General features: G+C 70.0%; 20 protein-coding genes. 11 read left to right on the top strand and 9 right to left on the bottom strand.

Translation table 11 applies throughout. The features are described from left to right. Positions 1–20 precede the first annotated feature (20 nt). From Ahu01nite_RS17850 to Ahu01nite_RS17825, 6 genes are all read left to right on the top strand, one after another. Positions 21–1,706, top strand: a complete 1,686-nt coding sequence (locus Ahu01nite_RS17850) for an ABC transporter substrate-binding protein (RefSeq protein WP_203837667.1) — start codon at positions 21–23, stop codon at positions 1,704–1,706. Between the two features lie 119 nt (positions 1,707–1,825). Continuing rightward, positions 1,826–2,881, top strand: a complete 1,056-nt coding sequence (locus Ahu01nite_RS17845) for an ABC transporter ATP-binding protein (protein ID WP_203837666.1) — start codon at positions 1,826–1,828, stop codon at positions 2,879–2,881. Beyond that, positions 2,878–3,858, top strand: a complete 981-nt coding sequence (locus Ahu01nite_RS17840; RefSeq protein WP_203837665.1) for an ABC transporter permease — start codon at positions 2,878–2,880, stop codon at positions 3,856–3,858. The genes Ahu01nite_RS17845 and Ahu01nite_RS17840 overlap by 4 nt, the downstream gene beginning before the upstream one ends. Before the next feature lie 3 nt (positions 3,859–3,861). Beyond that, a complete protein-coding gene (locus Ahu01nite_RS17835) occupies positions 3,862–4,911 on the top strand; it encodes an ABC transporter permease (protein ID WP_203837664.1) in 1,050 nt (349 codons plus the stop codon). Then, complete coding sequence (locus Ahu01nite_RS17830) at positions 4,908–5,930, top strand: ABC transporter ATP-binding protein (protein ID WP_203837663.1); 1,023 nt, start codon at positions 4,908–4,910, stop codon at positions 5,928–5,930. The genes Ahu01nite_RS17835 and Ahu01nite_RS17830 overlap by 4 nt, the downstream gene beginning before the upstream one ends. Further along, positions 5,927–7,321, top strand: coding sequence for a GH1 family beta-glucosidase (locus tag Ahu01nite_RS17825; RefSeq protein ID WP_203837662.1), 1,395 nt, complete (start codon positions 5,927–5,929; stop codon positions 7,319–7,321). The genes Ahu01nite_RS17830 and Ahu01nite_RS17825 overlap by 4 nt, the downstream gene beginning before the upstream one ends. On the opposite strand, the gene Ahu01nite_RS17820 is transcribed toward Ahu01nite_RS17825, so the two are convergent. Next, complete coding sequence (locus tag Ahu01nite_RS17820) at positions 7,318–8,196, bottom strand: NmrA family NAD(P)-binding protein (protein WP_203837661.1); 879 nt, start codon at positions 8,194–8,196, stop codon at positions 7,318–7,320. The two genes, Ahu01nite_RS17825 and Ahu01nite_RS17820, sit on opposite strands and share 4 nt — an antisense overlap. 48 nt (positions 8,197–8,244) lie before the next feature. On the opposite strand from Ahu01nite_RS17820, the gene Ahu01nite_RS17815 reads away from it, so the two are divergent. Next, positions 8,245–8,583 carry a winged helix-turn-helix transcriptional regulator gene (locus Ahu01nite_RS17815; RefSeq protein ID WP_203837660.1) on the top strand — a complete coding sequence of 113 codons (339 nt, stop codon included), beginning with the start codon at positions 8,245–8,247 and terminating at the stop codon, positions 8,581–8,583. On the opposite strand, the gene Ahu01nite_RS17810 is transcribed toward Ahu01nite_RS17815, so the two are convergent. Continuing rightward, a complete protein-coding gene (locus Ahu01nite_RS17810) occupies positions 8,580–9,806 on the bottom strand; it encodes an ROK family protein (RefSeq protein ID WP_239158921.1) in 1,227 nt (408 codons plus the stop codon). The genes Ahu01nite_RS17815 and Ahu01nite_RS17810 overlap by 4 nt on opposite strands. Positions 9,807–9,930: 124 nt before the next feature. On the opposite strand from Ahu01nite_RS17810, the gene Ahu01nite_RS17805 reads away from it, so the two are divergent. Together Ahu01nite_RS17805 and Ahu01nite_RS17800 are read left to right on the top strand one after the other, a co-directional pair. Continuing rightward, on the top strand, positions 9,931–10,761 hold the full coding sequence (locus Ahu01nite_RS17805; protein WP_203837658.1) for a class I SAM-dependent methyltransferase: 831 nt from the start codon (positions 9,931–9,933) through the stop codon (positions 10,759–10,761). Positions 10,762–10,817: 56 nt separating this feature from the next. After that, entirely contained in the window at positions 10,818–11,027 is a 210-nt protein-coding gene (locus Ahu01nite_RS17800; protein ID WP_203837657.1) for a hypothetical protein, read from the top strand. Between the two features lie 57 nt (positions 11,028–11,084). Here the strand turns inward: Ahu01nite_RS17800 and Ahu01nite_RS17795 are convergent, their stop codons facing one another. Next, positions 11,085–11,435, bottom strand: a complete 351-nt coding sequence (locus Ahu01nite_RS17795) for a cupin domain-containing protein (RefSeq protein WP_239158920.1) — start codon at positions 11,433–11,435, stop codon at positions 11,085–11,087. A 100-nt stretch (positions 11,436–11,535) separates the two neighbouring features. Here Ahu01nite_RS17795 and Ahu01nite_RS17790 point away from each other — a divergent pair, with 100 nt between their 5' ends. Beyond that, positions 11,536–11,979, top strand: coding sequence for a MarR family winged helix-turn-helix transcriptional regulator (locus Ahu01nite_RS17790; RefSeq protein WP_239158919.1), 444 nt, complete (start codon positions 11,536–11,538; stop codon positions 11,977–11,979). Here Ahu01nite_RS17790 and Ahu01nite_RS17785 read toward each other — a convergent pair. Continuing rightward, on the bottom strand, positions 11,948–13,216 hold the full coding sequence (locus Ahu01nite_RS17785; protein ID WP_203837655.1) for a protein kinase domain-containing protein: 1,269 nt from the start codon (positions 13,214–13,216) through the stop codon (positions 11,948–11,950). The two genes, Ahu01nite_RS17790 and Ahu01nite_RS17785, sit on opposite strands and share 32 nt — an antisense overlap. Positions 13,217–13,227: 11 nt before the next feature. Next, positions 13,228–14,049, bottom strand: coding sequence for an LLM class flavin-dependent oxidoreductase (locus Ahu01nite_RS17780; protein WP_203837654.1), 822 nt, complete (start codon positions 14,047–14,049; stop codon positions 13,228–13,230). A 306-nt stretch (positions 14,050–14,355) separates the two neighbouring features. Between Ahu01nite_RS17780 and Ahu01nite_RS17775 the strand changes: the two genes are divergently transcribed. After that, positions 14,356–14,889: a hypothetical protein gene (locus Ahu01nite_RS17775; RefSeq protein ID WP_203837653.1), complete on the top strand. Its 534-nt coding sequence runs from the start codon at positions 14,356–14,358 to the stop codon at positions 14,887–14,889. 22 nt (positions 14,890–14,911) lie between these two features. Here Ahu01nite_RS17775 and Ahu01nite_RS17770 read toward each other — a convergent pair whose 3' ends face one another. The 4 genes from Ahu01nite_RS17770 to Ahu01nite_RS17755 all read right to left on the bottom strand — a co-directional run bounded on the left by Ahu01nite_RS17770 (position 14,912) and on the right by Ahu01nite_RS17755 (position 25,530). Next, on the bottom strand, positions 14,912–17,434 hold the full coding sequence (locus tag Ahu01nite_RS17770) for a DNA gyrase/topoisomerase IV subunit A (protein ID WP_203837652.1): 2,523 nt from the start codon (positions 17,432–17,434) through the stop codon (positions 14,912–14,914). Positions 17,435–17,451: 17 nt separating this feature from the next. Then, the gene (locus tag Ahu01nite_RS17765; protein ID WP_203837651.1) at positions 17,452–19,509 is read right to left on the bottom strand and encodes a DNA gyrase/topoisomerase IV subunit B; all 2,058 of its coding nucleotides are present in this window, start codon (positions 19,507–19,509) and stop codon (positions 17,452–17,454) included. A 91-nt stretch (positions 19,510–19,600) separates the two neighbouring features. Beyond that, positions 19,601–24,850 carry a diguanylate cyclase gene (locus Ahu01nite_RS17760; RefSeq protein ID WP_203837650.1) on the bottom strand — a complete coding sequence of 1,750 codons (5,250 nt, stop codon included), beginning with the start codon at positions 24,848–24,850 and terminating at the stop codon, positions 19,601–19,603. Positions 24,851–24,891: 41 nt separating this feature from the next. Then, complete coding sequence (locus tag Ahu01nite_RS17755; protein ID WP_203837649.1) at positions 24,892–25,530, bottom strand: adenylate/guanylate cyclase domain-containing protein; 639 nt, start codon at positions 25,528–25,530, stop codon at positions 24,892–24,894. Positions 25,531–25,541: the final 11 nt, after the last annotated feature.

The following is a 25,541-nucleotide window of genomic DNA, read 5'->3' as shown; positions in this document are numbered from 1 at the left end:
TCACCTCAAGGAGTTCAGAGATGCAGAGAAGGAAACTGTTCGCGGCCGCGCTCGCGGGCGTGCTCGCCACGGGCGGTCTCGCTGCCTGCAGCAGCGACTCGCCCAACGCGAATAGCAAGAACGGGTCCGGCGGCAGCACCTTCCTCTCCGTCGGCATGCCCAACGGCCCGCAGACCGAGAACCACAACCCGTTCGTCTCCACGTCGGCGGCCAACTCGCTGGGCTACCGCTGGGCGCTCTACGAGCCGCTGCTGATGTGGAACCCGGTCAAGCCCGCCGACCCGTCGAAGCCGTGGCTGGCCTCCGGCGTCGAGTGGACCCCGGACTTCAAGAAGGCCACGATCACGGTCCGCGACAACGCGACCTGGACGGACGGCCAGAAGGTCACCGGTGACGACGTCGCGTTCACCATGAACCTGCTGAAGAAGGTCGAGGCGTTCAACACCCTCGCCGCCCCGATCGGGGACGCCACCGCGGCCGGCAACGTGGTGACCGTGAACTTCACCGCCTCGATGTTCGTGCTGAAGGACAAGTTCCTCGGCCAGACCCCGATCGTGCCCAAGCACCAGTGGGAGTCGATCGCGGACCCGAGCAAGGACCCGATCAAGGACCCGATCGGCTCCGGCCCGTACAAGCTGAAGTCGTTCACCCCGCAGACCATCACGCTCAGCGTCAAGGACTCGGGCTACTGGCAGGACCTCCCGCAGGTCAAGGAGCTGCGCTACACGTCGTACACCGACAACAACGCGCAGACCACCGCGCTGGCGGACGGCTCCAACGAGTGGGCGTTCGTGTTCATCCCGAACTACAAGACGGTCTTCCTCGACAAGGACCCGGCGCACTACAAGGTCTGGGCTCCCCCGGTGCTCGGCATCCACGGCGTCTACATCAACACCACGATCAAGCCGTTCGACGACCCGAAGCTGCGCCAGGCGATGAACATGGTCGTCAACCGCGAGGACATCTTCAACCAGGCCGAGGCGGGCTACTTCCACCCGCAGGTCACCAACGTGACGGGCCTGCCCTCGCCGGCCGGTGACGCGTTCGTGACCGAGGCGTACAAGGGCAAGAACCTCACGGTCGACGTGCCCGGCGCCAAGGCCCTGCTGGAGTCGGCGGGCTACAAGCTCAACGGCACCACGCTGAACGACCCGAGCGGCAAGCCGGTCAAGCTCACGCTGACCGACCCCTCCGGCTGGTCGGACTACCAGACCTCGCTGGAGATCGTGAAGAGCAACCTCGCCGAGATCGGCATCGCGGCCACGGTTGACAAGGCCAACCAGGACGCCTGGACGCGCAACGTCGAAGAGGGCAAGTTCGACGCCACGTTCCGCTGGACCAACGGCGGTTCCACGCCGTACGACATCTACCAGACGATCATGGACGGTACGGCGCTCAAGCCGATCGGCACCGCGTCCCCGGGTGGCAACTTCGGCCGCTTCAACAGCCCCGAGGCCACCGCGGCGCTCAAGGCGTACGCCAACGCGTCCGACGACGCCGCCCGGACCACCGCGCTCGCCACGATCCAGAAGATCTTCGTCGAGCAGGTCCCGATGATCCCGGTCGGCGCGGACAACGTCGGCATGGCGTACAGCACGAAGAACTGGGTCGGCTGGCCCGACGACACCAATCCCTACGGTGCCGGTCAGCCCACGCAGGCCAACGCGCTCGACGTCATCCTGCACCTCAAGCCCGCCAACTCCTGATCCGTCGCGCCGCCCTGGGGACCTGGTCCCCGGGGCGGCTCCCCCCGTCCAACCACCCCACCGCCGCCCTTGGCCGGCCTGAAGACCCCTTTGTTTGCCGAAGCAGAAGGAACCACGGCATGACGTTGACCCCCGACGCGCCGGCGCCCCCTACCGCGGTGGTGCTCGAGGCGACCGGCCTGACCAAGCACTTCCCGGTCCGCCGGAACCTGCGCGACATCTTCAAGCGCACCCACGAAGCCGTGCACGCCGTCGACGACGTCCACCTCACGCTGCGGCGTGGCCAGGTGGTCGCCCTGGTCGGTGAGTCCGGCTCCGGCAAGTCCACGGTGGCGCGCCTGCTCGCGCAGCTCTACCCGCGCACGGACGGCGACATCCAGCTGCACGGAGCATCAAGCAGGGTCAAGGGCGGCAGGCAGTTCCGCGCGTACGCCAAAAAGGTCCAAATGATCTTCCAGGACCCCTTCGCCTCGCTGAACCCCGTCCACACGATCCGCTACCACCTGACCCGCGCGCTGAAGATCCACGGCAACGCCGGCAGCAACGCGCAGGAGCTGGAGCAGGCGCTGACCGAGCTCCTGAACCGCGTCAGCCTGACGCCGCCCGAGCGGTACCTCGACAAGTTCCCGCACGAGCTCTCCGGCGGCCAGCGTCAGCGCGTGGCCATCGCCCGGGCCCTCGGCGCGAACCCGGAGGCGCTGCTCGCCGACGAGCCGGTGTCCATGCTGGACGTCTCCATCCGCCTCGGCGTGCTGAACCTGCTCCGGGACCTGAAGGAGCGGCTCAACCTGGCCATCCTCTACATCACCCATGACATCGCCTCGGCGCGTTACTTCGCCGACGAGACCCTGGTGATGTACGCGGGCCGCATGGTCGAGGGCGGCGACAGCGAGACGGTCACCCAGAACCCCGCGCACCCGTACACCCGGCTCCTGATCGATTCGGCGCCCGACCCGGACCGCATCGCGAACATGACGGCGGACACCGCGGACCGTGGCGACGGCGAGCCCCCGAGCCTGATCCACCCGCCGACGGGTTGCCGGTTCCACCCGCGCTGCCCGGTCGCCATGCCGCGGTGCAGTACCGATCTGCCCGTACGCCTCGAGATCAACGACAAGCCGGGCCACTGGGCAGCGTGCTGGCTGTATGACACTGAGCCGGAGGCCGCAAAGTGAAATACCTCCTGCAGCGGATCGCGTTCTACCTGTTCACCGCGTGGGCCGCGATCACGCTCAACTTCTTCATCCCTCGCATGATCCCCGGCGACCCGGTGAAGTCCCTGCTCTCCCGCTTCCAGGGGCAGATGAGCAGCCAGGCGATCGACTCGCTCTACGTGTTGTTCGGCCTCGACAAGAACGCCAGCATCTGGGAGCAGTACTTCGACTACTGGAAGCAGCTGTTCCACGGTGATCTGGGCCTGTCGTTCACGGCGTTCCCGTCGCCGGTGTCCGAGGTGATCGGCAGCGCGTTGCCGTGGACTCTCGCGCTGGTCGGCATCACCACGGTCATCAGCTTCTTCCTCGGCACCGGGCTCGGCGTGCTCGCCGGCTGGCGCCGCGGTTCCTGGGTCGACGGGCTGCTGCCGGCGACGACGTTCCTGTCGTCGGTGCCGTACTTCTGGCTGGGCCTGCTCGCGATCTTCCTGCTCGCCGGGCCGAACAGCATCTTCCCGTCGGGCGGCGGTTACACGCCCGGCCTGATCCCGGCGTGGGACCAGTACTTCATCCCGAGCGCCATCCAGCACAGCCTGCTGCCCGCCCTGACGATCCTCATCTCGTCGGTGAGCGGCTGGATCCTGAGCATGCGCAACATGATGGTGACCGTCGCGGCCGAGGACTACATCACGGTCGCGCACGCCAAGGGCCTCTCGGAGAAGCGGGTGGCGCTGAGCTACGCGGCGCGCAACGCCCTGCTGCCCAACGTCTCCGGGTTCGCGTTGTCGCTCGGATTCATCGTCGGCGGGACGCTGCTGGTGGAGATCGTCTTCTCGTACCCGGGGCTGGGCTTCCTGCTATTCCGGGCGGTCACCGCCAAGGACTATCCGCTGATGCAGGGCATCTTCCTGGTCATCACCATCTCGGTGCTGGTGGCGAACCTGATCGCGGACATCGCGTACCTGCTGCTCGACCCGCGCACCCGCAAGGAGGGCTGAGCGATGACCATTCCGACCTCCAGCATCGAGCAGGTGATCCCCGAGCAGGGGGCGATGGCGCAGCCGGATGCCACCCCGCCGGGCAAGGCGAAGCGCAGCCGGTTCCGGTTCGTCTCCAGCGGCAAGGCCCTCACCGGCATCGTCATCCTGGGCATCTACATCCTCTTCGCGATCATCGGGCCGTGGGTCGCGCCGTACGCCCCCGACGCCCGCAGCAAGGACCTGGTGTCGCCGCCCTCGGGCGCGCACTGGCTGGGCACCACCCACCTCGGTCAGGACGTGCTGAGCCAGCTCCTCGACGGCACCCGGACGGTCATGGTCGTCGGTCTCGCCGCCGGCGCGATGGCCACGATCCTGTCGGTGCTGATCGGTGTCACCGCCGGCTATCTCGGCGGCGGGCTCGACGAGAGCCTGTCGGCGCTGTCCAACGTCTTCCTGGTCATCCCGGCCCTGCCGCTGGTCATCATCGTGACCGCCGCGGCACCCGGCGGTGGCGCGGTGCTGGTCGCCCTGATCATCGGTGCCACGTCGTGGGCCTGGAACGCGCGGGTGCTGCGGGCACAGACGTTGTCACTGCGGCGCCGGGACTACATCGAGGCGGCGCGGGCCACCGGGGAGAAGACCTGGCGGATCATCCTGTTCGAGATCATGCCGAACCTCACCGCGATCATCGCGTCGGGCTTTGTCGGCACGGTCATCTTCGCGGTGACCTCCGAGATCACGCTCGCGTTCATCGGCATCGGCGCCGACACCGGCTGGAACTGGGGCACGATCCTGTTCTGGGCGCAGAGCCAGCAGGCCCTCGCGCAGGGTGCGTGGTGGTGGTTCGTCCCGGCCGGTCTCGCGATCGCGTTCCTCGGCACCGCCCTCTCGCTGATCAACTTCGGCATCGACGAGTTCGTCAGCCCCCGCCTGCGCAGTGCCGGCAAGACCAAGATCAAGACTGCCTCCGGCCATACCGTACGCATGCGCGTCGGCTTCACGCCTGTCCTGAAGAGCACGACCGCCACACCGGTTCTGCGGAACACCAGTAGCAAGGAGGCGGCCAAGTGAGCGCTGAGCCCGTACTCGAGATCAAGAATTTGAATGTGGATTACGGCCTCGGCGACCAGGCCGTGCGCGCGGTCCGTGACGTCAGCCTGACCCTGCACCGCGGGGAGGTGCTCGGCCTGGCCGGCGAGTCCGGCTCCGGCAAGTCCACCCTGGCGTACGGCCTGACCCGGCTGCTCCCCCCGCCCGGTGTCATCACCGGCGGCGAGGTGATCTACCACCCGGAGAAGGGCGACGCGTACGACGTCCTCGGCCTCTCCGACAAGGGACTGCGCGACTTCCGCTGGGCCGAGACCGCGATCGTGTTCCAGGGCGCGATGAACTCCCTGAACCCCGTGCACAAGATCTCGACCCAGCTCACCGACGTGCTCGCGGCCCACGAGCCGAAGATGTCGGCGCACAGCCGCACCGCCCGTGCCCGCGAGATGCTCAAGCTCGTCGGGATCTCGGCGGACCGGATGGACGCGTACCCGCATCAGCTCTCGGGTGGCATGCGTCAGCGCGTGATGATCGGCATGGCGCTGATCCTGCAGCCGCAGGTCGTCATCATGGACGAGCCCACCACCGCGCTGGACGTCGTCATGCAGCGCCAGATCCTGGGCCAGCTCATCGAGCTGCGCGAGCGGCTCGGCTTCTCGGTCATCTTCATCACCCACGACCTGTCGCTGCTGGTGGAATTCTCCAACCGGATCGCCATCATGTACGGCGGCCGGATCGTCGAGGAGGCCCAGGCGGCCACCCTCTACAAGGATTCGCTGCACCCGTACAGCGCCGGGTTGCTCGGCTCGTTCCCGGCCCTGCGCGGACCGCGTCGCGAGCTCACCGGCATCCCCGGCTCCCCGCCCGACCTCAAGGGCATGCCGTCGGGCTGCTCGTTCCACCCGCGCTGCCCGAAGGCGTTCGACCCGTGCGCGGACACCATCCCGATCCTCGGCCATCCCGAGACCCCGGACGGGTCCGTGCGAACCGTGGCCTGCTGGCTGCACCCCGCGTCCGCTTCTCTTAAGGAGCCGGTCTCTTGACATCCAACGCAGCGCCCGGCCTGCTGCTGCCCACCGCCGACTTCCCGACGTCGTTCAAATGGGGCGTCGCGACCTCGTCCTACCAGATCGAGGGTGCCGTCGCCGAGGACGGCCGCACACCGTCCATCTGGGACACGTTCTGCCGAGTGCCCGGCGCCGTGGTGGGTGCCGACAACGGTGATGTGGCCTGCGACCACTACCACCGGATGCCGCAGGACGTAGCGCTCATCAAGAGCCTGGGTGTGGACACGTACCGGTTCTCGGTGGCGTGGCCCCGGGTCCAGCCGCACGGCCGCGGCCCGGTGAACCCGGCCGGGCTGGCGTTCTACGACCGGCTCACCGACGAGCTGCTCGCCGTCGGCATCGACCCGTGGGTCACGCTCTACCACTGGGACCTCCCGCAGGAGCTCGAGGACGCCGGCGGCTGGCCCAACCGCGACACCGCGTACCGGTTCGCCGACTACTCGATGCTCGTCTTCGACAAGCTCAGCGACCGCGTCACGAACTGGACCACCCTCAACGAGCCGTGGTGCTCGGCGTGGCTGGGCTACAACGTCGGCGTGCACGCCCCCGGCCGCAAGGACTTCGACGCGGCGATCTCGGCCGTGCACCACCTGCTGCTCGGCCACGGCCTGGCCACCCAGCGGATGAAGGCCGCCGCTTCACCCGGGCACACCTTCGGGATCACCCTCAACATGGGTACGGCGGACCCGGCCACCGACACCGAAGCCGACCGCGACGCCGCCCGCCGGGCCGACGGCATGGGCCTGCGCATCTACCTCGACCCGCTGCGCAAGGGCGCCTACCCGCAGGACATGGTCGACGACCTCACCGCCCGCGGCTCGGCCTTCCCGGTCCAGGACCGCGACCTCGACATCATCTCCACCCCGTTCGAGGTCCTCGGCGTCAACTTCTACTTCGGACAGGACTTCTCGGGTACGGACGAGGCGGGCAACCCGCTCGACGAGGACGGCCACCCGGTCGTACGCGCGATCCCGCTGGACCGTCCTCGTACGGCGATGGACTGGCCCATCACCCCGGAGCGCTTCACCCAGCTCCTCGTCCGCCTGCACCGCGACTACCCCGGCCTCCCCCTGGTCATCACGGAGAACGGCGCCGCCTTCGACGACCGGGCCACCCCGGACGGCTTCGTCGCCGACGACAACCGCACCTCGTACCTCGCCGAGCACATCGCCGCGGTAGCAGCAGCCCGCGACCAGGGCGCCGACATCCGCGGTTACTTCGCCTGGTCCCTCATGGACAACTTCGAGTGGGCCGAGGGCTACGCCAAACGCTTCGGCATCGTCCACGTCGACTACCAGACCCAGAAACGTACGCCCAAGCAGTCCGCGCTGTGGTTCCGCGACAACATCGCCCGCCTGCGTTCCTAACGCGGTGACCCGTCCCAGCCCGTTGACCGGAGCCACGCTTCGAACGTCATCAGGCTGGGATGGATCTCCCGCAACGCGCTGACATCCCGGTCCAGCTCCCGCTCCTGGAAGAACCGGAACATGGCGGCGAGGTCATGCCCCACTCCCGGGATGGCGTCCTGGAAGACGTCGAGCGGCACCGGCTGGTACAGCGACGGCGTCCCGGTCACCCGCTCGAAGACAGCCGCGATCTCCGCCCCGCTCAGACTCTCACCGACAACCGCCAGATCCCCGATTTCCCAGTTCGCGAACAGGTGACCGGCGAACCACGCGATGTCGTCGAGAGCGATCAGCGGCCACTTACCCTCCCCCAGCGGCAGCGCGAAGACATGCCCGTCCTGTGGCGCCAGCGCGTAGAGGTTCTCGAAGTACGGCGCCGTCGTCAGGATCCGGACGTGCTCGGAGAACCAGCCGTCCTCCTCCTGACGCATGAACTCCTCGGACCGCATCGTGTTGATGTGCGCGGCGACAGCGGCCTTGGCGTCGTAGTGCGGGACCGGGATCCTTCCCCCGGTCAGCGCCGCCGCTCCGTCGAGCGACGACCAGATGAAGCGCTTCACGCCGGCGTCCCGCGCCGCCTCGAGCAACGCGATTCCCTGCCGGTGCTCGCCGAGCACACTCGCCGTATTGAAGAAGTCGGTGTTGGCGAAGACGTGGTCGACGCCGATGAGGGCGTCCCGCAGGCTTTCCGGATCGTTGAGGTCACCCTTGACCGCGTTTTCCCGCTGCCCGGGACTGCGGGTGAGAACTTTGACGACGACGTCATCCCGCACGAGGCGGCGCACCACAGCGCCACCCATCGCACCGGTGCCGCCGATCACAAGAATCGTTTCCATGATCACGACGCTAGGACGGCCTCGGGTACCGACAGGTACCTTCGAATCATGAACGACTTGTGCCCGACCGGCTTCGTCTCCGACTGTCCCGCCCGGCTCGCGGTCGAGATCATGACCGATAAATGGGCCGTCGTCACCCTCTGGGCCCTGCACCGCCGTCCCAGCCACCACGGCGAACTCGTCACCGCCATCGGCGGCATCTCCCGCAAGGTCCTCACCCAGACCCTGCGCCGCCTGCAGAGCTACGGCCTCGTCGAACACGGCTCGGACTACCGCCTCACGGAGCTGGGCCGCACCCTCATCGAGCCCATCACGGTCCTCACCGAGTGGTCCGTCCGCCACGGCTCCGCGATCACCGACTTCCAGGAAGCGGTGGTCCCCGCCTAGCCGCGGTTCCGGCTCAGGGAGCGGCGGCTGGCGGCGCGGGAGAGTGGCGCCGGCCCCGAAGCGGGCGGCAGCCCGCCCTCGGCGAGCAACCGGGCGATCGGCAGGGTGGCCGCGCCCATCGCCACAGCGTCGGGCCCGAGCTGGCACAGATCGATCCGGGTTTGCGCGTACGGCTGCCGTAAAGCGTTTTGCGCCGCCGCGTCGCGAATGTCGGGAAGAAAGCGCTCTCCCAGCGCCAAGCCGGCCGGCCCGCCGAGCACGATGCGCTCCGGGGAGAACAGGTTGATCAGGTTGGCGATCCCCGCGCCGAGGTAGCCGACCGTCTGCGTGATCACCTCGGTCACCTCCGGGGCGAGCGGCCCGTCCCCGTTCAGCACCCGGACGAGCAGATCCCGGGCGGGCTCCGCGCCGGTGACGGCCGCGAGGCGAGCGGTGATCCGGCCCGCCCCGATGTACGCCTCGAGACAGCCTCGCGCCCCGCATCGACAGACGTCCCCGCCGTACACAATGGTGGTGTGGCCCCACTCGCCGGCGTTGTTGGCGGCGCCGTGATATCCGCGCCCGTCCATCACCACGGCAGCGCCGACGCCCGTGCCGACCATGACGATGACGGCGTCGCGTGCGCCGCGGCCCGCGCCGAACCACATCTCGGCCTGGCCCACGGCCTTGGCGCCGTTCTCCACGTGGACCGGGATCTGGGTGCCGGCGCGCAGCATCTCGCCGAGCGCGGCACCGTCCCAGCCGGTGGTCTGCGAGTGGACGACCGCGTCGGGTCCGCTGCGGTCGACGATCCCGGGGACGCCCACGCCGAAGCCCAGCACCTCGGTGGCGCTGACCCCGGCCTCGGCGATCACGGCATCAAGGCCTTCGAGCAGTTTCGCGGCAGCGGCCTCCGGGGACATGCCGTCGCTGCCGAGGGAATACTGCGCGAAGCCGAGGCGGGACATGGCGAGGTCGTACAACTCGACCGTCACGCGGGTCTCGCCGACGTCAGCGCCGGCAACGTACCCGAAGCCCGGGGCGACCCGCAGAAGCGCTCGTGGCCGGCCGCCGTCCGAGCCGACCAGACCGGCCTCTTCGACGAGGCCTTCGTCGATCATCTCGCCGATCAGGTTGCTGACGCTGGCCTGGCTGAGCGCGGTGGTGTCACCGAGCTGTTGCCGGCTCTGCCTTCCGCCGTGGAAGAGATCTGTCAGCAGGCTGGCCCGGTTAGCGCGGCGCACGTCCCGCACTGTCGTACGCCTCTTCTCCAACCCGCACCAGCCTCTCGATCATCGATCTCCTCATTCAACGCTATCCCGAGTTAACAGTGCGACGCGGGCGCCCCGCATGGGTTACCGTCGCGCCGTGAACGACTATCTCGACGTCAACCGGGCCAACTGGGACGAACGAGCCCCGGCGCATGCCGCATCGGACGACTACAACTTCGCCGCCTTCGCGGCCGATCCGCAGCACATCAGCGATGTGATCGCCTTCGACCGGCCACTGCTCGGGGACATCACCGGCCTGCGGGCGGTTCATCTGCAATGCCATATCGGTACGGACACCGTGTCGCTCTCCCGCCTCGGCGCCACCATGACCGGCCTCGACTTCTCCGCCAACTCGCTGGCCGAGGCACGCCGGCTCGCCACGCTGGCGAAGGCCGACATCGAGTTCGTCGAGTCGGATCTGTACGGCGCACCGGACGTCCTGGAGAACGCGGCCTTCGACCTCGTCTTCACGGGCATCGGCGCGATCGGCTGGCTGCCCGACATCCGGCGCTGGGCGAAGGTCGTCGCGACGCTGCTGCGACCGGGCGGGCGGCTCTTCATCCGCGAGGGGCACCCGGTGCTCTGGGGATTGCAGGACGGCCGCGAGGATGACGTGCTGGCCCTCGAGTTCGACTACTTCGAGCACAAGGATCCGCTCGTCTGGGACGAGGGCGGCACGTACGTCGCCACGGAGCACGAGTTCGTCAACACCGTCACCCACTCGTGGAACCACGGCATGGGCGAGATCGTGACGGCGCTGCTCGATGCCGGGATGACGATCACCGGTCTGGTCGAGCACGACACGGTCCCGTGGCTCGCGCTGCCGGGCAAGATGACGAAGGTGGCGAACGGCGAGTGGCAGGTCACCGATCGGCCGCGGCGCCTTCCGCACTCCTACACGCTGCAGGCCGTACGCAACGCCGTTTAGAGATCGCCGCAGGCGGGGTACATGAGGCTCAGCCCACCCACGCTAGGAGCCCCCCGATGCGCGCAGGATCTATAGGCGGAGTCATTCTCCTCATCTGGCTCGTCCTCGGCGCCGTCGCCGCGGCAGAGCGCGGATACTTCAAGGACAGCGGCGACACGAGCTGCGCCGAAGCCGGCACGGTCATCGTCACCGTGGTGGCGGGCCCGCTCAACTGGCTCGGTGTCAACCCGAAGATCACCTGCGATCTCCCCGAGCCCTCCAAGTAGACCTTCACCCCCGCCCCGGAGCTGCCCGGTCGCCGAAAGGCGGCCGGGCAGCTCTTCTTACCGGGTCCAGGGAGGGCGGATCACCTCACCGCTGTCCAATGTGGCCTCCAGCCCGACGCTGGTCGTGACCCACGCGCTCGCCGGCCGCCCGGACACGTTGTCGATGCCGAACGTCGAGCCCGCCGGGACCATCGCCGCCTCCCCCGCCCGCAACGTTGCCGCCACCCCGTCGATGGTCGCGGTCAGCTCGCCGTCCAGCAGGAGCAGGACCTCCTCCCGGCTGACCCGGTGCGGCACCCCGGTCGTCCCGGGCGCGACCTCGAGCCGCCACGCGCACAGCTCCCGGCTCCCGCTCGACGGCGAGAAGTACGAGTGGAACGTCGACCCGTGCATCCGATGAACTTCCACGGCACCTCCATTTTTAGTCAAGCAGTTTCAGTCAAGCAGTTTTAGTCAAGCAGCTTGACTACATAGTCAACCAGCTTGTCGGATGTGTCAAACTCCAGTCGTGAACCGTGAGCTCCTCGACGTACCGTTCCTGCTGCTCAGCGCGGCCCGTGCCCTGGTGGACGGGATCGACGCGGGGGTGCGCGCCCGTGGCTTCACCGACATCCGCCCGGCCCACGGCTACGCCTTCGCCCGCATCTCCGGCACCGGCGCCACGGTCGTCCAGCTCGCCGAGCACCTCGACGTGACCAAGCAGGCCGCCAGCCAGATGGTCGACGACCTGGTCCGCAAGGGCTACGTCGAACGCCACCCCCACCCCGACGACGCCCGCGCCAAACTCATCACCCTGACGGCCCGCGGCATCGCCTGCACCCGCGCCGCCGAGGAAGCAGCCACCGAGGTCCTCGAACCCTGGGCCGCCCGCCTCGGCCCCCAACGCCTCGCCGCGTTACGCACCGACCTGACCGGCCTGGCTACCCCCGGCCGCCTTCGCCCGACCTGGTGACGGGGTCGGTGACCGGCTTGTTGTAGCGACGGCGTTCCGCGCGGACGATCTTCCGCAGCCCCGTGACCACCAGCGCGGCCAGCACCACACCCGGCGTGTACTCCGGGATGACGATCTCCGCCCCCACCCCGGCCGCGACCGAGGGCGCGAGGAACAGCGCGGTGGACCGCAACCCCCGCCCGGCCGCGAGCAGACTCCGCTCGATCGGCCCCCGCCGGATCTCCACGGGCTGAACCTCCGGCGGCGAGGCCATCGGCAGATCGGCGACAGCTTTACCCAAAGTCCGATGGGTACGCGCACCAAGTGCCTGCTGCAACCTTCCGTCGAACTCGTCGAGCCCGAGATGCCCGTCATGGACCGCCTGCTGCAACACCCGCGCGGCCCCCTCCCGGTCATCGTCCGACGCCGGCACCGGGGCGGCACCGGGTGTGGTCAGCAGCGCCTGCACGAGTTGCGCGGCGGTCGGCCGGTCGGCGGGTTCCTTCCGCAGAGCCCACGCCACCAGGTCACACAGCGGGCCGCTCAGCGAGCCGAGATCCGGTTCCACCGTGAGGATCCGCGCGGCGGTCACGGTCGGCGAGCCGCCACCGAACGGCGAGTTCCCGTTGGCCGCGTACGCGATGACGGCCCCCCACGCGAACACGTCGGCCGGCGCACCCGCGTTGTCGGCGCGCTCGTCGAACCGCTCGGGCGCCATGTAGTCGACGGTGCCGATCATCTGACCGGTGCGGGTGTGCCGCGTCGTCGCCTCGAACGCCCGCGCGATCCCGAAGTCGATGACCTTGGGACTGCCCAGCGCGAGCAGCACGTTGCCCGGCTTGAGGTCACGGTGCACCACCCCGGCCCCGTGGATCGCGGTCAGCGCACCGGCGACTCCCAGCGCCAGCGCGTGCAGGTTCCCGCGGCGCAGCGGCCCGCCGTTCCGCACGACCTGCCCGAGCGCGGGCCCGTCGACGTACTCCGTGACCAGGTAGGGCCGCTCGCCGCGGACGTCGGCGTCGAGCACCTCGGCCGTACAGAAAGCGGGCACCTGCCTGGCACGCTCGATCTCCTGCCGGAACCGCCCCCGGAACTCCGGCTCGGCGGAGAACTCGGGACGCACACACTTCACGGCGACCGGCTCCCCGTCGGGCGCTTCGGCGAGGTAGACCGTGCCCATCCCGCCGGCACCGAGACGCCCCAGCAACCGGTACTTGCCGAGGGCGTCCGGATCGGTGGGTGACAGCGGCTCCAGCACGAGCAGGAACTCTACTTCGTCAATTCGTAAAGCTCATCCACCTGCGCCGGCTCATCTCCGTAGCAGTAGAGGATCAGCTCGTCCGCACCGAAGTCCCGATAGGCGGCGACGAGGTCGGCGATCTGCGCCGGATCGCTGATCGGTTCGCCCCAGTCTGTCCGCCCGGTGAAGGCGTAGTAACCGGCGATCGCCCGCCGTGCCCGTTCGACGGTCTCGGCCGAGCCGACGGCGACATTCACCTGGCAAACCAACCGCGGACTGCCGCTCCGGCCCACTGCGGCCCATTCATCCTGGACCGTACGAACCAATTGTCCTGCCCATTTGAGCGGCGCAGCGCAGAGAAAGCCGTCCCCGTGCCGCGCGACCCGCCGCAGCGCGACCGGCGCGAACGCCCCGATGAGGATCTTCGGCCCGCCCGGCGTGCTGGGCCGCGGCCCGATGTACTCACCGGCCCAGATCTCGCGCAGCCCGGCCAGCTGCTCGTCCAGCAGGCGTCCCCGCGCGGTCAGCGGCACCCCGGCCGCGGCGAAGTCATCCTCGCGACCGCCGGCCCCGATGCCGAGAACAAACCGTCCCCGGGACATCCGGTCGAGGGTGGCGACCTGCTTGGCCAGCAACGGGGTGGCCCGCAGCGGCCCGAGCAGCACCTCGGTCTGCAACCGGATCCGGGTGGTCGCCCCGGCCAGCACCGACAGCGCGACGAGGGGTTCGGGGTTGTCGTAGACGAGCCGGTCGAGCAGGGCGATCGTGTCGAAATTCAGCGCTTCCGCGCGGCGGGCCCAGTCGACCAGCCGGCCGGCGTCACTGATGGGCAATCCGAGGCCGAGATCCATGTCATCTCCGTGAAGTGGGCAGCGAACATCGCTGTCGCCACCCCTCCCCGATCACGACGAGGTCCCGTGCCCACCTGCGACGCCTATCCAGAGCACAGAATTCGGGTTCCGCGGGCGACTTTACGCGCTCCCGCTACGATCCCGCGATGCATATCGCGGCCCTCGCCCAGCGGCTGAGCCAGGTGATCGACCTCCCGACCGCTTCGAACCTGGCGGAAGTCCTGACCGAGCTCGGCTGGGGCTGCTGCCGAGACGCTTGCCGAGGAGGTCGCCGCGGGGCTCGGCCTCGCCCCGGCCGACGAGTTCGTGATCGACGAACTCGTCGACTACGGGAGCCGGATCAGGCTGCGAGCGGGTCACTGGGCCGTGACGGTGACCGGTGGCCAGTACGACGCTGACCTTCCGCTGCTGGTGGAGGTCGATTTCACGTACGGTGCGGATCTGTGCGAGCGGCTGGCGCAGCTCGCCAACCCGCGCGACCACCCGGAGCCGGTGGACTGGGACGCGGTGGCCTTCGACCTGCCCGCGGACTACCGCTGGCTGATGGAGGACTACGAACCCGCCGTCCTCGGCGACCACCTGACGTTGACCCCACCTGCGGCGCTCCCCGCACCGATGCCAGGCCCAACGGTCGGCATGCTGCGCTACCTCACACCGCCGACGCTGACGGTGGCCACCATGGTGGACGGTTCAACCGTGGCCTACGTGCTCAACAGCGACGTGCTCAACAGTCGATGGAGCCTGCGGATCACCGACCCCGACCAACGATCCTGGGACCTGCCCCGCAACATCCTGTATCTCCTGACGATCCTGCTGACAGACGCCCGGGACCGGCTGTAGCGGCCGGCCCCGGGCAGGGCGGTCAGCCGCGTTCGATCAGGTGGCCGACGAGTTGCGGGCCCATGGGCATCGGTTCGCCGGAGCCGTCGCGGCGGGGGTCGGTGGCGGGGAGTTCGATCGGGTCGCCGTTGGTGCCGGCGGCGACGGGGCGGGGGCCGACCCAGGCGACCTCGAGCTGGGTCTCGCCCTTGAGGAAGCGCTGGACCCGGACGCCACCGGTGGCGCGGCCCTTCGCCGGGTACAGCTCGAACGGCGTGACCTTCACCTGGGTGCCGGTCGAGGTGACGACCATGGGTTCGCCGTGCTGGTCGTCCTTGGTGTCGACCGCGTTGAACGACAGCACCCGCGAGTCCTTGGTGACGTTGATGCCCGCCATGCCGCCGCCCTTGAGGCCCTGCGGCCGCACGAGTTTGGCGGGGAAGCGCAGCAGCGACGCGTCCGAGGTGACGAACACCAGGCTCTCGTCGCCGTCGGTGAGCCAGGTGGCCTGCAGGACCTCGTCGCCGTCCTTGAGCGTGATGACCTCGAACTCGTCGGAGCGGACCGGCCATTCGGGGGCGCAGACCTTCACGACGCCCTGGCGGGTGCCGAGTGCCAGGCCGGGTGAGCCCTCCGGGTTGAGCGGCGCGAGGCCGACGACGCGTTCGCCCTTTTCCAGCGGGACGAGCTCCGAGGCGGACATGCCGCCGCGGATGGAGACCGTGCCGCTCTGCTCGGGCAGGACCGGCAACGGCAGGACGTCGGTCTTGAACGCACGCCCGTGGCTGGTCACCAGGAGGATGCGGCCGCGGGCGGTCGCATGCACGATGGAACGTACGGCGTCGTGTTTGACGCGGCCGCTACGGCGACGACCCTCGGTGGCCTCCTCGCTCTCCGCCGCGGTGCGCGCGATGAGGCCGGTGGCGGAGAGGATGATCTGGCACGGGTCGTCCGCGACCTCGAGCGGGCCGGCCGGGGCCGACGCCGCGAGGACCTCCTTGAGGTCGCCGTCGATGAGCGTGGTGCGCCGCGGCGCCCCGAACTCGGAGACCACCTCGGCCAGCTCGTCGGAGACCAGCTTCTTGAGGACGTCGTCGTTGTCGAGGATCCGGCTCAGCTCGGCGATCTCCTCGTTGAGACGCTGCTGCTCGGTCTCCAGCTCGATGCGGTCGAAGCGGGTGAGCCGGCGCAGCGGGGTGTCCAGGATGTACGTCGCCTGGATGTCGGAGAGCCCGAACTCGCTCATCAGACCGGCCTTGGCGGCGGCCGCGTCGTCGCTGCCCCGGATGATCGCGACCACCCGGTCGATGTCGATCAGGGCGATGAGCAGGCCGTCGACCAGGTGCAGCCGGTCCTGGCGCTTGGTGCGGCGGTGCGTGGTGCGCCGGGTGACCACCTCGTAGCGGTGGGCCAGGAAGACCTCGAGCAGAGCCTTGAGGCCGAGCGTACGCGGCTGCCCGTCGACCAGGACCAGGTTGTTGATGCCGAACGACGTCTCCAGCGGGGTCAGCCGGTAGAGGTCGGCGAGCAGGGCCTGCGGGTTGACGCCGACCTTGCACTCGATGACCAGCCGGGTGCCGTGCTCGCGGTCGGTGAGGTCCTTGACGTCGGAGATGCCCTGCAGCCGGGCGGCCTGACGCTGGCCCTTCTTCGGGCCGGAGACGTACAGCTTGCCCTTCACCTCTTCGGTGATGGCTTCGATGATCTTCTCGGTGCCGATCCCGTAGGGCAGCTCGACAACCGTGATCGCCTGCCTGCCCCGGCCGCCTTCCAGCAGCCCGGTCTGTGCGCGCGCCCGCATCCGGACCACACCACGACCGGTTTCGTACGCCCGCCGCACCTCGTCCAGCCCGAGCAGCTGCCCGCCGGTGGGCAGATCCGGCCCGGGCACGAACCGCATGAGCTCGTCCAGGTCCGCCTCGGGATTGGTGATCAGATGCCGCGCGGCCGCCACGACCTCGCCGAGGTTATGCGGAATCATGTTCGTGGCCATGCCGACCGCGATACCCGACGTCCCGTTGACCAGCAGGTTCGGGAACGCCGCCGGCAGCACCGTCGGCTCCAGTTCGGAACCGTCGTAGTTGCCCTTGAAGTCGACGGTTCCCTCGCCGAGCTCCCCCACGAGCAGCATCGCCTCGCGCGACATCCGCGACTCTGTATAACGGCTCGCTGCCGGTCCGTCGTCCGGGGACCCGAAGTTGCCGTGCCCGTCGACCAGCGGGACGTTGAGGGAGAAGTCCTGCGCGAGGCGCACCATCGCGTCGTAGATCGCCACATCGCCGTGCGGGTGGTAGCGGCCCATGACGTCGCCGACGACCCGGGCGGACTTCACGTAGGGGCGGTCGGGGCGGTGGCCCTGCTCGTGCATGGAGAACAGGATGCGGCGGTGGACGGGCTTGAGGCCGTCGCGGGCGTCCGGGAGGGCTCGGGAGTGGATGACCGAGTAGGCGTACTCCAGGTAGGAGTCTTCGACCTCGGTGGTGAGGGGGTTGTCGATGACCCGGGCACCGGCCTGGTCGAAGGCCGACAGGTCCACCCGGGTTTGCTCGGTTTTGCGGCGTGCCATGTCTGTTGACCCGTTCCTCAGGCGTCGATCGTGTCCTGGTCGATGCGGCCGGCGGCCTCGATGAGCCAGTTCTTGCGTGGCTCGACCCGCTCACCCATCAGGAGCTCCAGTGTGGCCTCGGCGCGTTCGGCGTCGTCGAGGGTGATGCGCCGCACCGTACGCGTGGCGGGGTTCATCGTGGTGTCCCACAGCTCGTCGGCGTCCATCTCGCCGAGGCCCTTGAAGCGGGGCACCGGTTTGTTGACGGACTTGCCCGCCTTCTCGAAGCGGCCGACCGTGGTCTCCATCTCCTGCTGCGTGTAGGTGTAGATGACCTCGCCGTTGCGCCCCTTGGTGCTGACCTTGTGCAGCGGGGGCATGGCCGCAAAGAGCCGGCCGTCCTCGATGACGGGGCGCATGTACTTGGCGAACAGTGTGATCAGCAGCGTGCGGATGTGCGAGCCGTCGACGTCGGCGTCGGCCATGATCATGACGCGGCCGTAGCGCATCGTGGTCATGTCGAACGTGCGGCCGGAACCGGCGCCGAGGACCTGGACGATGGCCGAGCACTCGGCGTTGTCGAGGACCTGCTGCAGGCTCGCCTTCTGCACGTTGAGGATCTTGCCCCGGATCGGGAGCAGCGCCTGGTACTCGGAGCTGCGGGCCATCCGGGCGGTGCCGAGGGCGCTGTCACCCTCGACGATGTAGAGCTCGCTGCGGCCGATGCCGGTCGAGCGGCAGTCGACCAGCTTGGGCGGCATCGACGCGCCCTCGAGGGCGGTCTTGCGCCGGGCCGCGTCCTTCTGCTGCTTCTGGGTGAGCCGGACGCGCGCGGCGTCGACCACTTTCTGCAGGATCGTCCGGGCCTCGGCCTTGGTGCGCTTGTCGTCGATCCATGCTTTGAGGTGCTGCTCGACCAGGCCCTGGACCACGCGGGTGATGCCGGCGGTGGAGAGCTCGTCCTTGGTCTGCGAGGTGAACTGCGGCTCGGGGACGCGGACGTGGATGACGGCGGTGAGGCCCTCGAGGTAGTCGTCGAGGACCGGCGGCTCCTCCTTGGCCTTCAGCAGCCCGCGGGTGTTGCGCACCGCGTCGGACAGGGCCCGGACCATGGCCCGCTCGAAGCCCTTGCGGTGGGTGCCGCCGTGCGAGTTGCGGATCGTGTTGGTGAAGCACTCGACGGTGCGCTCGTAGCCGGTGCCCCAGCGGAACGCGATCTCGACCTCGGCGATGCGCTCGACATTGGACTGCATCACGCCGTTGGCGTCGGCGGCGTTCTCCTTGTATTTGCCCTCGCCGTTGACCATGAGCATGCCGGAGACGGGCTTGTCCGACGCGGGGGTCAGGAATTCGACCATGTCGGCGAGGCCGTGCGGGAAGACGAACGTCTCCTCGACCGGCTCCTCGGCGGTGAGATCGGCCAGGGTGTACGCGACGCCGGGCACCAGGAACGCCGTGTTGCGAAGCTTGGCCCGGACCACGTCCACGTCCAGCTTCGCGCCGGTCTCGAAGTAACGGGCGTCGTACCAGTAGCGGGTCGAGGTGCCGGAACGCTCGCCGCGCTTCATCCGGCGCACCACCCGCAGGCCGGGCTCGGGGGTGAACTTGGCGTTGGGTCCGTCGCCGGCGAAGACACCGGGCACGCCGCGCTGGAAGGAGATCTCGTGGACCTTGCCCTCGCGCTTGACGGTGACGTCGTAGCGCAGCGACAGCGCGTTGACAGCGGACGCGCCGACGCCGTGCAGACCGCCGGAGGTCTTGTAGCCGGAGCCGCCGAACTTGCCGCCCGCGTGCAGCCGGGTGAGCACCAGCTCCACGCCGGAGAGCCCGGACTTGGCGTTGATGTCGGTGGGGATGCCGCGGCCGTCATCGTCGACCTGCACCGACCCGTCGGCGTGCAGGCAAACGGCGACGTTCTCGGCGTGGCCGGCCACGCCCTCGTCGGTCGCGTTGTCGATGATCTCGTTGGCGAGGTGGTTGACGCCCCGGCTGTCGGTCGAGCCGATATACATGCCGGGCCGCTTGCGCACCGCGTCGAGACCCTCGAGATGCGTGAGGTCATCGGCCCCGTAGAGGATCTCTTGTTGCGCAGTCACTAGGTACTACTCCCGAGCAGTCACAGCCGTCAACGACGCGGCGAGCCTACCGGGCTGGTACGACAGATTCCGCGAGGGAGGACCGTCAAGGTCACTCGTCGTGAGCCACGACACGGTTGCGACCACCCTGTTTTGCCTCGTAGAGGCCCGCATCGGCCCGTCCGAGCAGGGCGTCCGGCGTGTTGTCCTGCTGACGCAAGCGGGAGAGCCCGACACTGATCGTCACCGGAATGTTGCCTGTCCGGGTCTCGATCGGCGAGCCGTCGACCGCGGCGCGCACCTTCTCGGCGATCGCGAAGCCGTCGTCGGCCACGCCGGGCAGCAGCACGGCGAACTCCTCGCCGCCGTAACGCGCCACCAGCCCGTCGGAGGGTACGCAGCTCAGCACCCGCGCGACCACGCCCTTGATGACGTCGTCCCCGGTCTGGTGGCCGTGCGAGTCGTTGATCCGCTTGAAGTGGTCGATGTCGATCATCAGCGCGGTGATCGGGCGGCGCGCGTCCAGGGCCGCCGTCACGGAGCGTTCGGCGAGCTCGAAGAACCGCCGCCGGTTGGCGACCCCCGTGAGGCTGTCCGTGGTGGCCAGCTCGTTGATCCGGCTGAACAGGCGGGCGTTGTCGTACGCGACCATGCCCTGGCCGACGAGCGCAGCGGCGACGCCGAGCTCCGCGGCGGTGTAGATGCCGGCCTGCTCGGAGGCGAGCACGAGGACGCCGACCATGCCCTCGCGGTCGTCGAGCGTCACGGTGAGCCAGCTCGCGCCGGTGTAGTCGCCCAGCGCGGACGCCCAGGTGGGCACCCCCGCGGTGAGGTCGGCCTGCCGGTTCTCGAACAGCTTGCGCAGCTCGGGGTGCTCGTCGAGGACCACGCTGGACGGGCCCGCGGAGCCGCCGAGCACGGTGACCTCGTCCGACTCGGCGGTGCCGAGCAGCAGCCAGCCGCGTTCGCCGCCGGGGGTCTGCCGGGCGGTCAGCAGCAACCGGCGCAGCACGAGCTCGGGGTCGAGCGTGCCGGTGAGGCGGGCCATCGCGCGGCGCAGCGTCTCGGCCAGGTCGCGCTGGCGGTTGGCCGCGGCGACCGCGACCTCGAGCTGGGCGGCCCGCGCGGTCTCCAGGCCGACGGCGATGTGGTGGGTGATCGCGGTGAGGACATCCACGTCGTCGACGGTGAAGACGCCCTTGGCGACCCGGCTGTCCAGGTAGACGACGCCGAGCAGCCGGTCGTCCAGCTCGAGCGGGGCGACGAGCATGCTGCGCAGTCCGTACTGGACGACGCTCTCGGCGCCGAGCGCGACGCCCTCCTCGGTGCCGGTGACGACGAGCGGCTCGCGGCTCTTGCGGACCTTGGTGACGACGGTGGTGCTGTACCCGCTGAGTTCGGCCAGGTCGCGGCCGGAGGCGTCCCGTCCGACGTACGGCGTGAGCCGGCCCTTCGCCGAGTCGACGAGGAACAGCATGGCCCGTTCGGCGCCGAGCAGGCGCACGGTCTCGTCGAGCGCGACCCGGGTGAGCCGTTCGGGGTCGATGACCCGCGACGCGGCGTTGCTGAGCTGCTCCAGCGCGGCCCACCGCTGTCCCTCACGACCACGGGCGGCAGCCACGGGTACGCGGTTACGACGCCCGGCGTCGATCCTGAACTCCGCGGCGGCGCGCCGGGCGCGATGCGGCCAGCCCCGATCCTCGGCGATCCCGGCGGCGAGACGGGCCTGCCGCTCCGCTTCCCCGGTCACTCCGGTAGCGGCGAGGGCTCTGGCGCGTACCAGTGCCGCTTCGAACGCCGGGAGCGGCGCGTCCACCGTACGCAGCAGATCCTCGGCCTCGGCCAGGATGGCCAGCGCCTTGGGCGCGCCACCCGGGGTGAGCACCGTGAGCATCGCGCGGGTGATGTGGTGGTGTGCCGTGATCAGCGGACGGCGGGTCATCTTGCCGAGGGCGGCGACGGCGGCGTGCGCTGCCTTCATCGCCCGCTCCTGCTCGGCGGGCGCGGCACGACGGGCCTGCTCGAGCCGCCCGTATGCCAGGTAGACGTAGAAGCCGTGGTGCGCGGGCAGCAGGTCGCGCTGGCTCAGCCCGAGTCCCTCGAACTCGGCCACCGCGTCGTCGAACGGCGTGCCCAGGTCGTCGCGCTCGAGCGCGCTCAGCATCCGCACGATGATGGTGTCGACGACCTCGTTGACACCCTTGGGCCCCTCGGCGGCCCGGCCGAGCTCGGCGATCGCCTCGCCGGCGCGTCCCCGCAGGGCGAGCACCCCGGCGTCGAGGGCGACCATCGTGGGCCGGTCGGCGTGCCCGACCGCGTCGAGCCACGGGCGCCGGGCCGCGGCGGCGGCCTCGGCCTCGACCAGCTCGCCGCGCAGCAGCCAGTCCCAGCCGAGTACGGCGTAGCAGTCGAGCACCAGGCCGACATCGAGGAAGCGCTCGCGCTCGTGCAGCACCCGGCGGATCCGTTCGCCCGAGTCGGCGCCGGCGCCGTGCAGGCCCATCGCGTGCAGGAACTCGATCCGGGCGGTCATCGTGGGGTCGCCCAGCTCAGCGGCGAGCTTCAGCGAGTTGGTGGTGATCCGGTCGGCGAAGCGGCGCAGGCCGGCCATGCGCAGTGTCACCGCGAGCATGACCAGGTCCCGGGCCCGTTCCGGGGAGCGGCCGAGCCGGTTGATCGGGTAGATGGTCCGCATCCCGTGCAGCAGGGCGTGGTTCGGGCGCAGGTCGCGCAGGCTGCCCGACACGCCGTAGTGGTGCAGGGTGGTCTCCAGCCGCAGCAGGTCGCGGTGCTTGCCCCGGGCCGTGCCGTAGCCCAGGCCGGTGAACCGGCACAGACCGCCGATGATCAGTATCCAGAAGCTGGTGAAGACCCGCATCGCCCGGCTGGCGGGCATGGTGCGGCCCAGCTCGGCCAGGCCCAGCTCGACGGCTTCGAGCTGCGCGGCGCCGTTCCAGTTGCTCTCGTGCACCCGGGCGAGCAGCAGCTGGATGCCGGCGCGCTCGATGTGGCCGGTGGTCTCCCCGAGCGCCTCGGTCAGGGTCGCGGCCGCGTCGTCGAGCCGGCCGTTCTGGTGGTACGCCGTGCCGAGCAGCTGCTTGAACCGGCTGCCCAGCCGGACCTCGCCGGACTCGGCGGCGTCCCGGGCGAACTCCAGGTACGTCAACGCGGTGTCCGGGGCGTGCTCGTCGAGGGCCCGCGCGCCCGCCTCGGTGCAGGCGCGCAGCATCCGTTGCGGGTTGCTCGCCGGGTCGCCCAGCGAGCAGTGCCGGGCCAGCGCGTACACGTCGGAACTGTCCGTCGCGTCGAGCGCGTCGGCCACCTTGCCGTGCAGGTCGCGGGTGTCCTGCGCGGAGAGGCCGGCGAGCAGCGTGGTGCGGATGCTCTCGTGCAGGAAGCGGTACATGCCGTCGCGGGCCTCGACGATGCCCTGGCGGGCGGCGTCGGCGAGCGAGTCGGCCAGGACGCGCGGCTCGACCCCGGCCGCCTGGGCCACAATCGTGTCGTCGAAGGTCGTGCCGACCACCGCCGCGACGGCGAGCAGCCGCCGGGCCTCGGCGTCGAGCCCGCCGAGGCGGCGCAGCACGAGTTCGGCGGAGTCGGAGGGCAGCGCCAGGTCCTGGATGCCGTCCGGGTCGATCTGCCACACGCCCCAGTCGGGGGTGAGCAGACCGGCGTCCATCACGGCCCGGGCGTACCCGATGGTCACGAACGGGTTTCCGCCCGTGAGCATGGCGACCGCCTCGCCGCTGCGCTCGTTGATCCGGATGCCGCCGGACAGCATCGCGATCAGATCGGCGACCTGCCGCGGGCCGAACGGCGCCAGGGTGATCTCCCGGACCTGGGCCGCGGCGAGCCGGGACAGCACCGGGGACGGCTTGGCGTCGTCCTGCCGGGCCGTCGCCACGATCAGCAGCGGCAGTTCACCGGCGCGGGCCGCCAGCTGTTCCAGAACGCGTACGGTGCCCTCGTCGTACCACTGGGCGTCGTCGAGGTGCAGCAGGACCGGGCCCGCGGTGGCGGCCAGCCCGGCGAACAGGTCGGCGACGGCGGCGGCGTGCCGGCCGAAACCGACCTCGCCACTGACCTGCGGCACCTCGAGGAGCTCGGCCAGGGCCGGGGACAGGCTGGTGACCAGGGCGGCGCTCTCCCCCGCCGCGGCACGCAGGGTCTCGGCGGCGCTCTCGCGGCCGCCCGGGGCACGCAGCAGATCCTTCACGTACGCGTCCACAGCAGCCCGCAGCGGCCCCATCGGGCGCCGGTCACTGGACGACGCGCCGCCCCGCAGCACGACGCCACCGGAATGGCGCACGTGCCTGCCCAGCTCGGTGGCCAGCCGGGTCTTGCCGGCGCCGGTGGGCCCGTGCAGCAGCACGAACCCGCCACTGCCCGCGATGGTCCTGTCCCAGTGCTCACGCAGCGTCTCGAACTCGGCGTCACGGCCGGTCATCGGGGCGTCGTTCGGCAATTCCGGAGCGTCATCGTCGCCGAGCGCGAAGACGGTGGCCGGGTCACCGGCGAGCCGGCGCAGATCGGCGAGCAGGCCCGCGGCGCTCTGGTAGCGGTCGTCCGGGTCCTTGGCGAGCAGCCGGACGATGATCGCGGCGAACGTCGCGCCGAGCCCGGGTGCCAGGGCACGGGGGTCCGGCACCGGGGCGGTCGCGTGCAGGTGCAGCAGCTCACCGACGTCGTCGGCCGCGAACGGCGGGGCACCGGTGACGCACTCGAACAGGACCGCGCCGAGGGCGTACAGGTCGGAGCGGGCGTCGACCGGGCGGTTGAGCATGCCGGCCTGCTCGGGCGAGCAGTACGTCAGCGTGCCGGCGATCGCGTCGTCGGGGCCGATCGCGCTGCCGGTGGCGCCGGAGGCCAGGCCGAAGTCGACCAGGAACGCCGTGCCCGCGGCGGTGACCAGGACGTTCTCGGGCTTGATGTCGCGGTGGATCAGGTCGTGGGCGTGGGCGGTACGCAGGGCCGTGGCCAGGTCGGCGCCGATCGTGACCGCGTCGCGCTCGTCGAGCGGGCCGCGCAGCAGCCGCCGGGCGAGCGGCTCGCCGTCGATCAGGTCCATGATCACGTAGGGGCGGCCACCGAACTCGCCGGCTTTGTGCACCCGGGGCAGGTTCGGGCTCGCGAACGACGCCAGCAGCGCGACCTGGCGCCGGAACTCGCGCAGCCGCTCGGGCTTGAGGTCGTCCTGCAGCAGCGACTTCAGCGCGTACTCCGTGCCGTCCCGGCGGACCCGGTATACGACCGCCTGGGCGCCCCGTCCGATTTCGCCCAGCACTTCAAGCTCGGCGATGTCGCCGAGCTCCCACTGGACCGCTGCCGGCTCTGCCGGTACGGAAGGCGAAGCACCCACGACGCCTTTATCGGCGCGTCCGGGGCTCGCTGTAGGAATTGTCAGCCGCAGGCCTGCAACGTCAGGGCACTTACCGCCGCGTTGCGCGGGTGCAGGGCACGCCAGAGCTCGACCGGGGATTGCTTGCCGTGTACGGAAACCGGCGGAAGCTCCTGGTAGTCCACCGCGTCGGCGCTCGCCTCCTGGGTGGCGGCACAGACAACGACGGTGTCGTGCGGAGCGTACGCCTGCAGCCGCGAAGCCGTAGCCACAACGCTGCCGCTGACCATGCCGTACCCGCCGTCACGAGCAGCCTCCAGATCGACCATCGCGGTGCCGGTCGCGAGCCCTACCCGGGTCTTGATCGCGTACCGGCCGGACAGGAGGCGCCCCCGCAGCGACTCCTGCACCAGCAGCCCCGCTCGCACCGCGGCCGCTGCCGCGCACCGCACCTCGGCCGGCGTCCCAGCATCCGGACCGACGGTCCCGAAGACGGCCATGACGGCGTCGCCGATGAACTTCTCCACGATGCCGCCGGCGGCCCGCACCACGGCCGAGACGGTCCCGAAATAATCGCGTTGCAGGTCTCGCACGTCGGCGCAGTCGAGCTCGTCGACGAGGCTGGTGAATCCGACGATGTCGACGAAGAGAATAGTTACTGTCTGTCGTCGGCAGATAACGTCGGCGGACGTCGTATTCATGTCATCCGCTC

Source organism: Winogradskya humida, assembly GCF_016862215.1.
Lineage (GTDB): Bacteria > Actinomycetota > Actinomycetes > Mycobacteriales > Micromonosporaceae > Actinoplanes > Actinoplanes humidus.
This window is presented reverse-complemented; position numbering and strand designations above follow the sequence as displayed.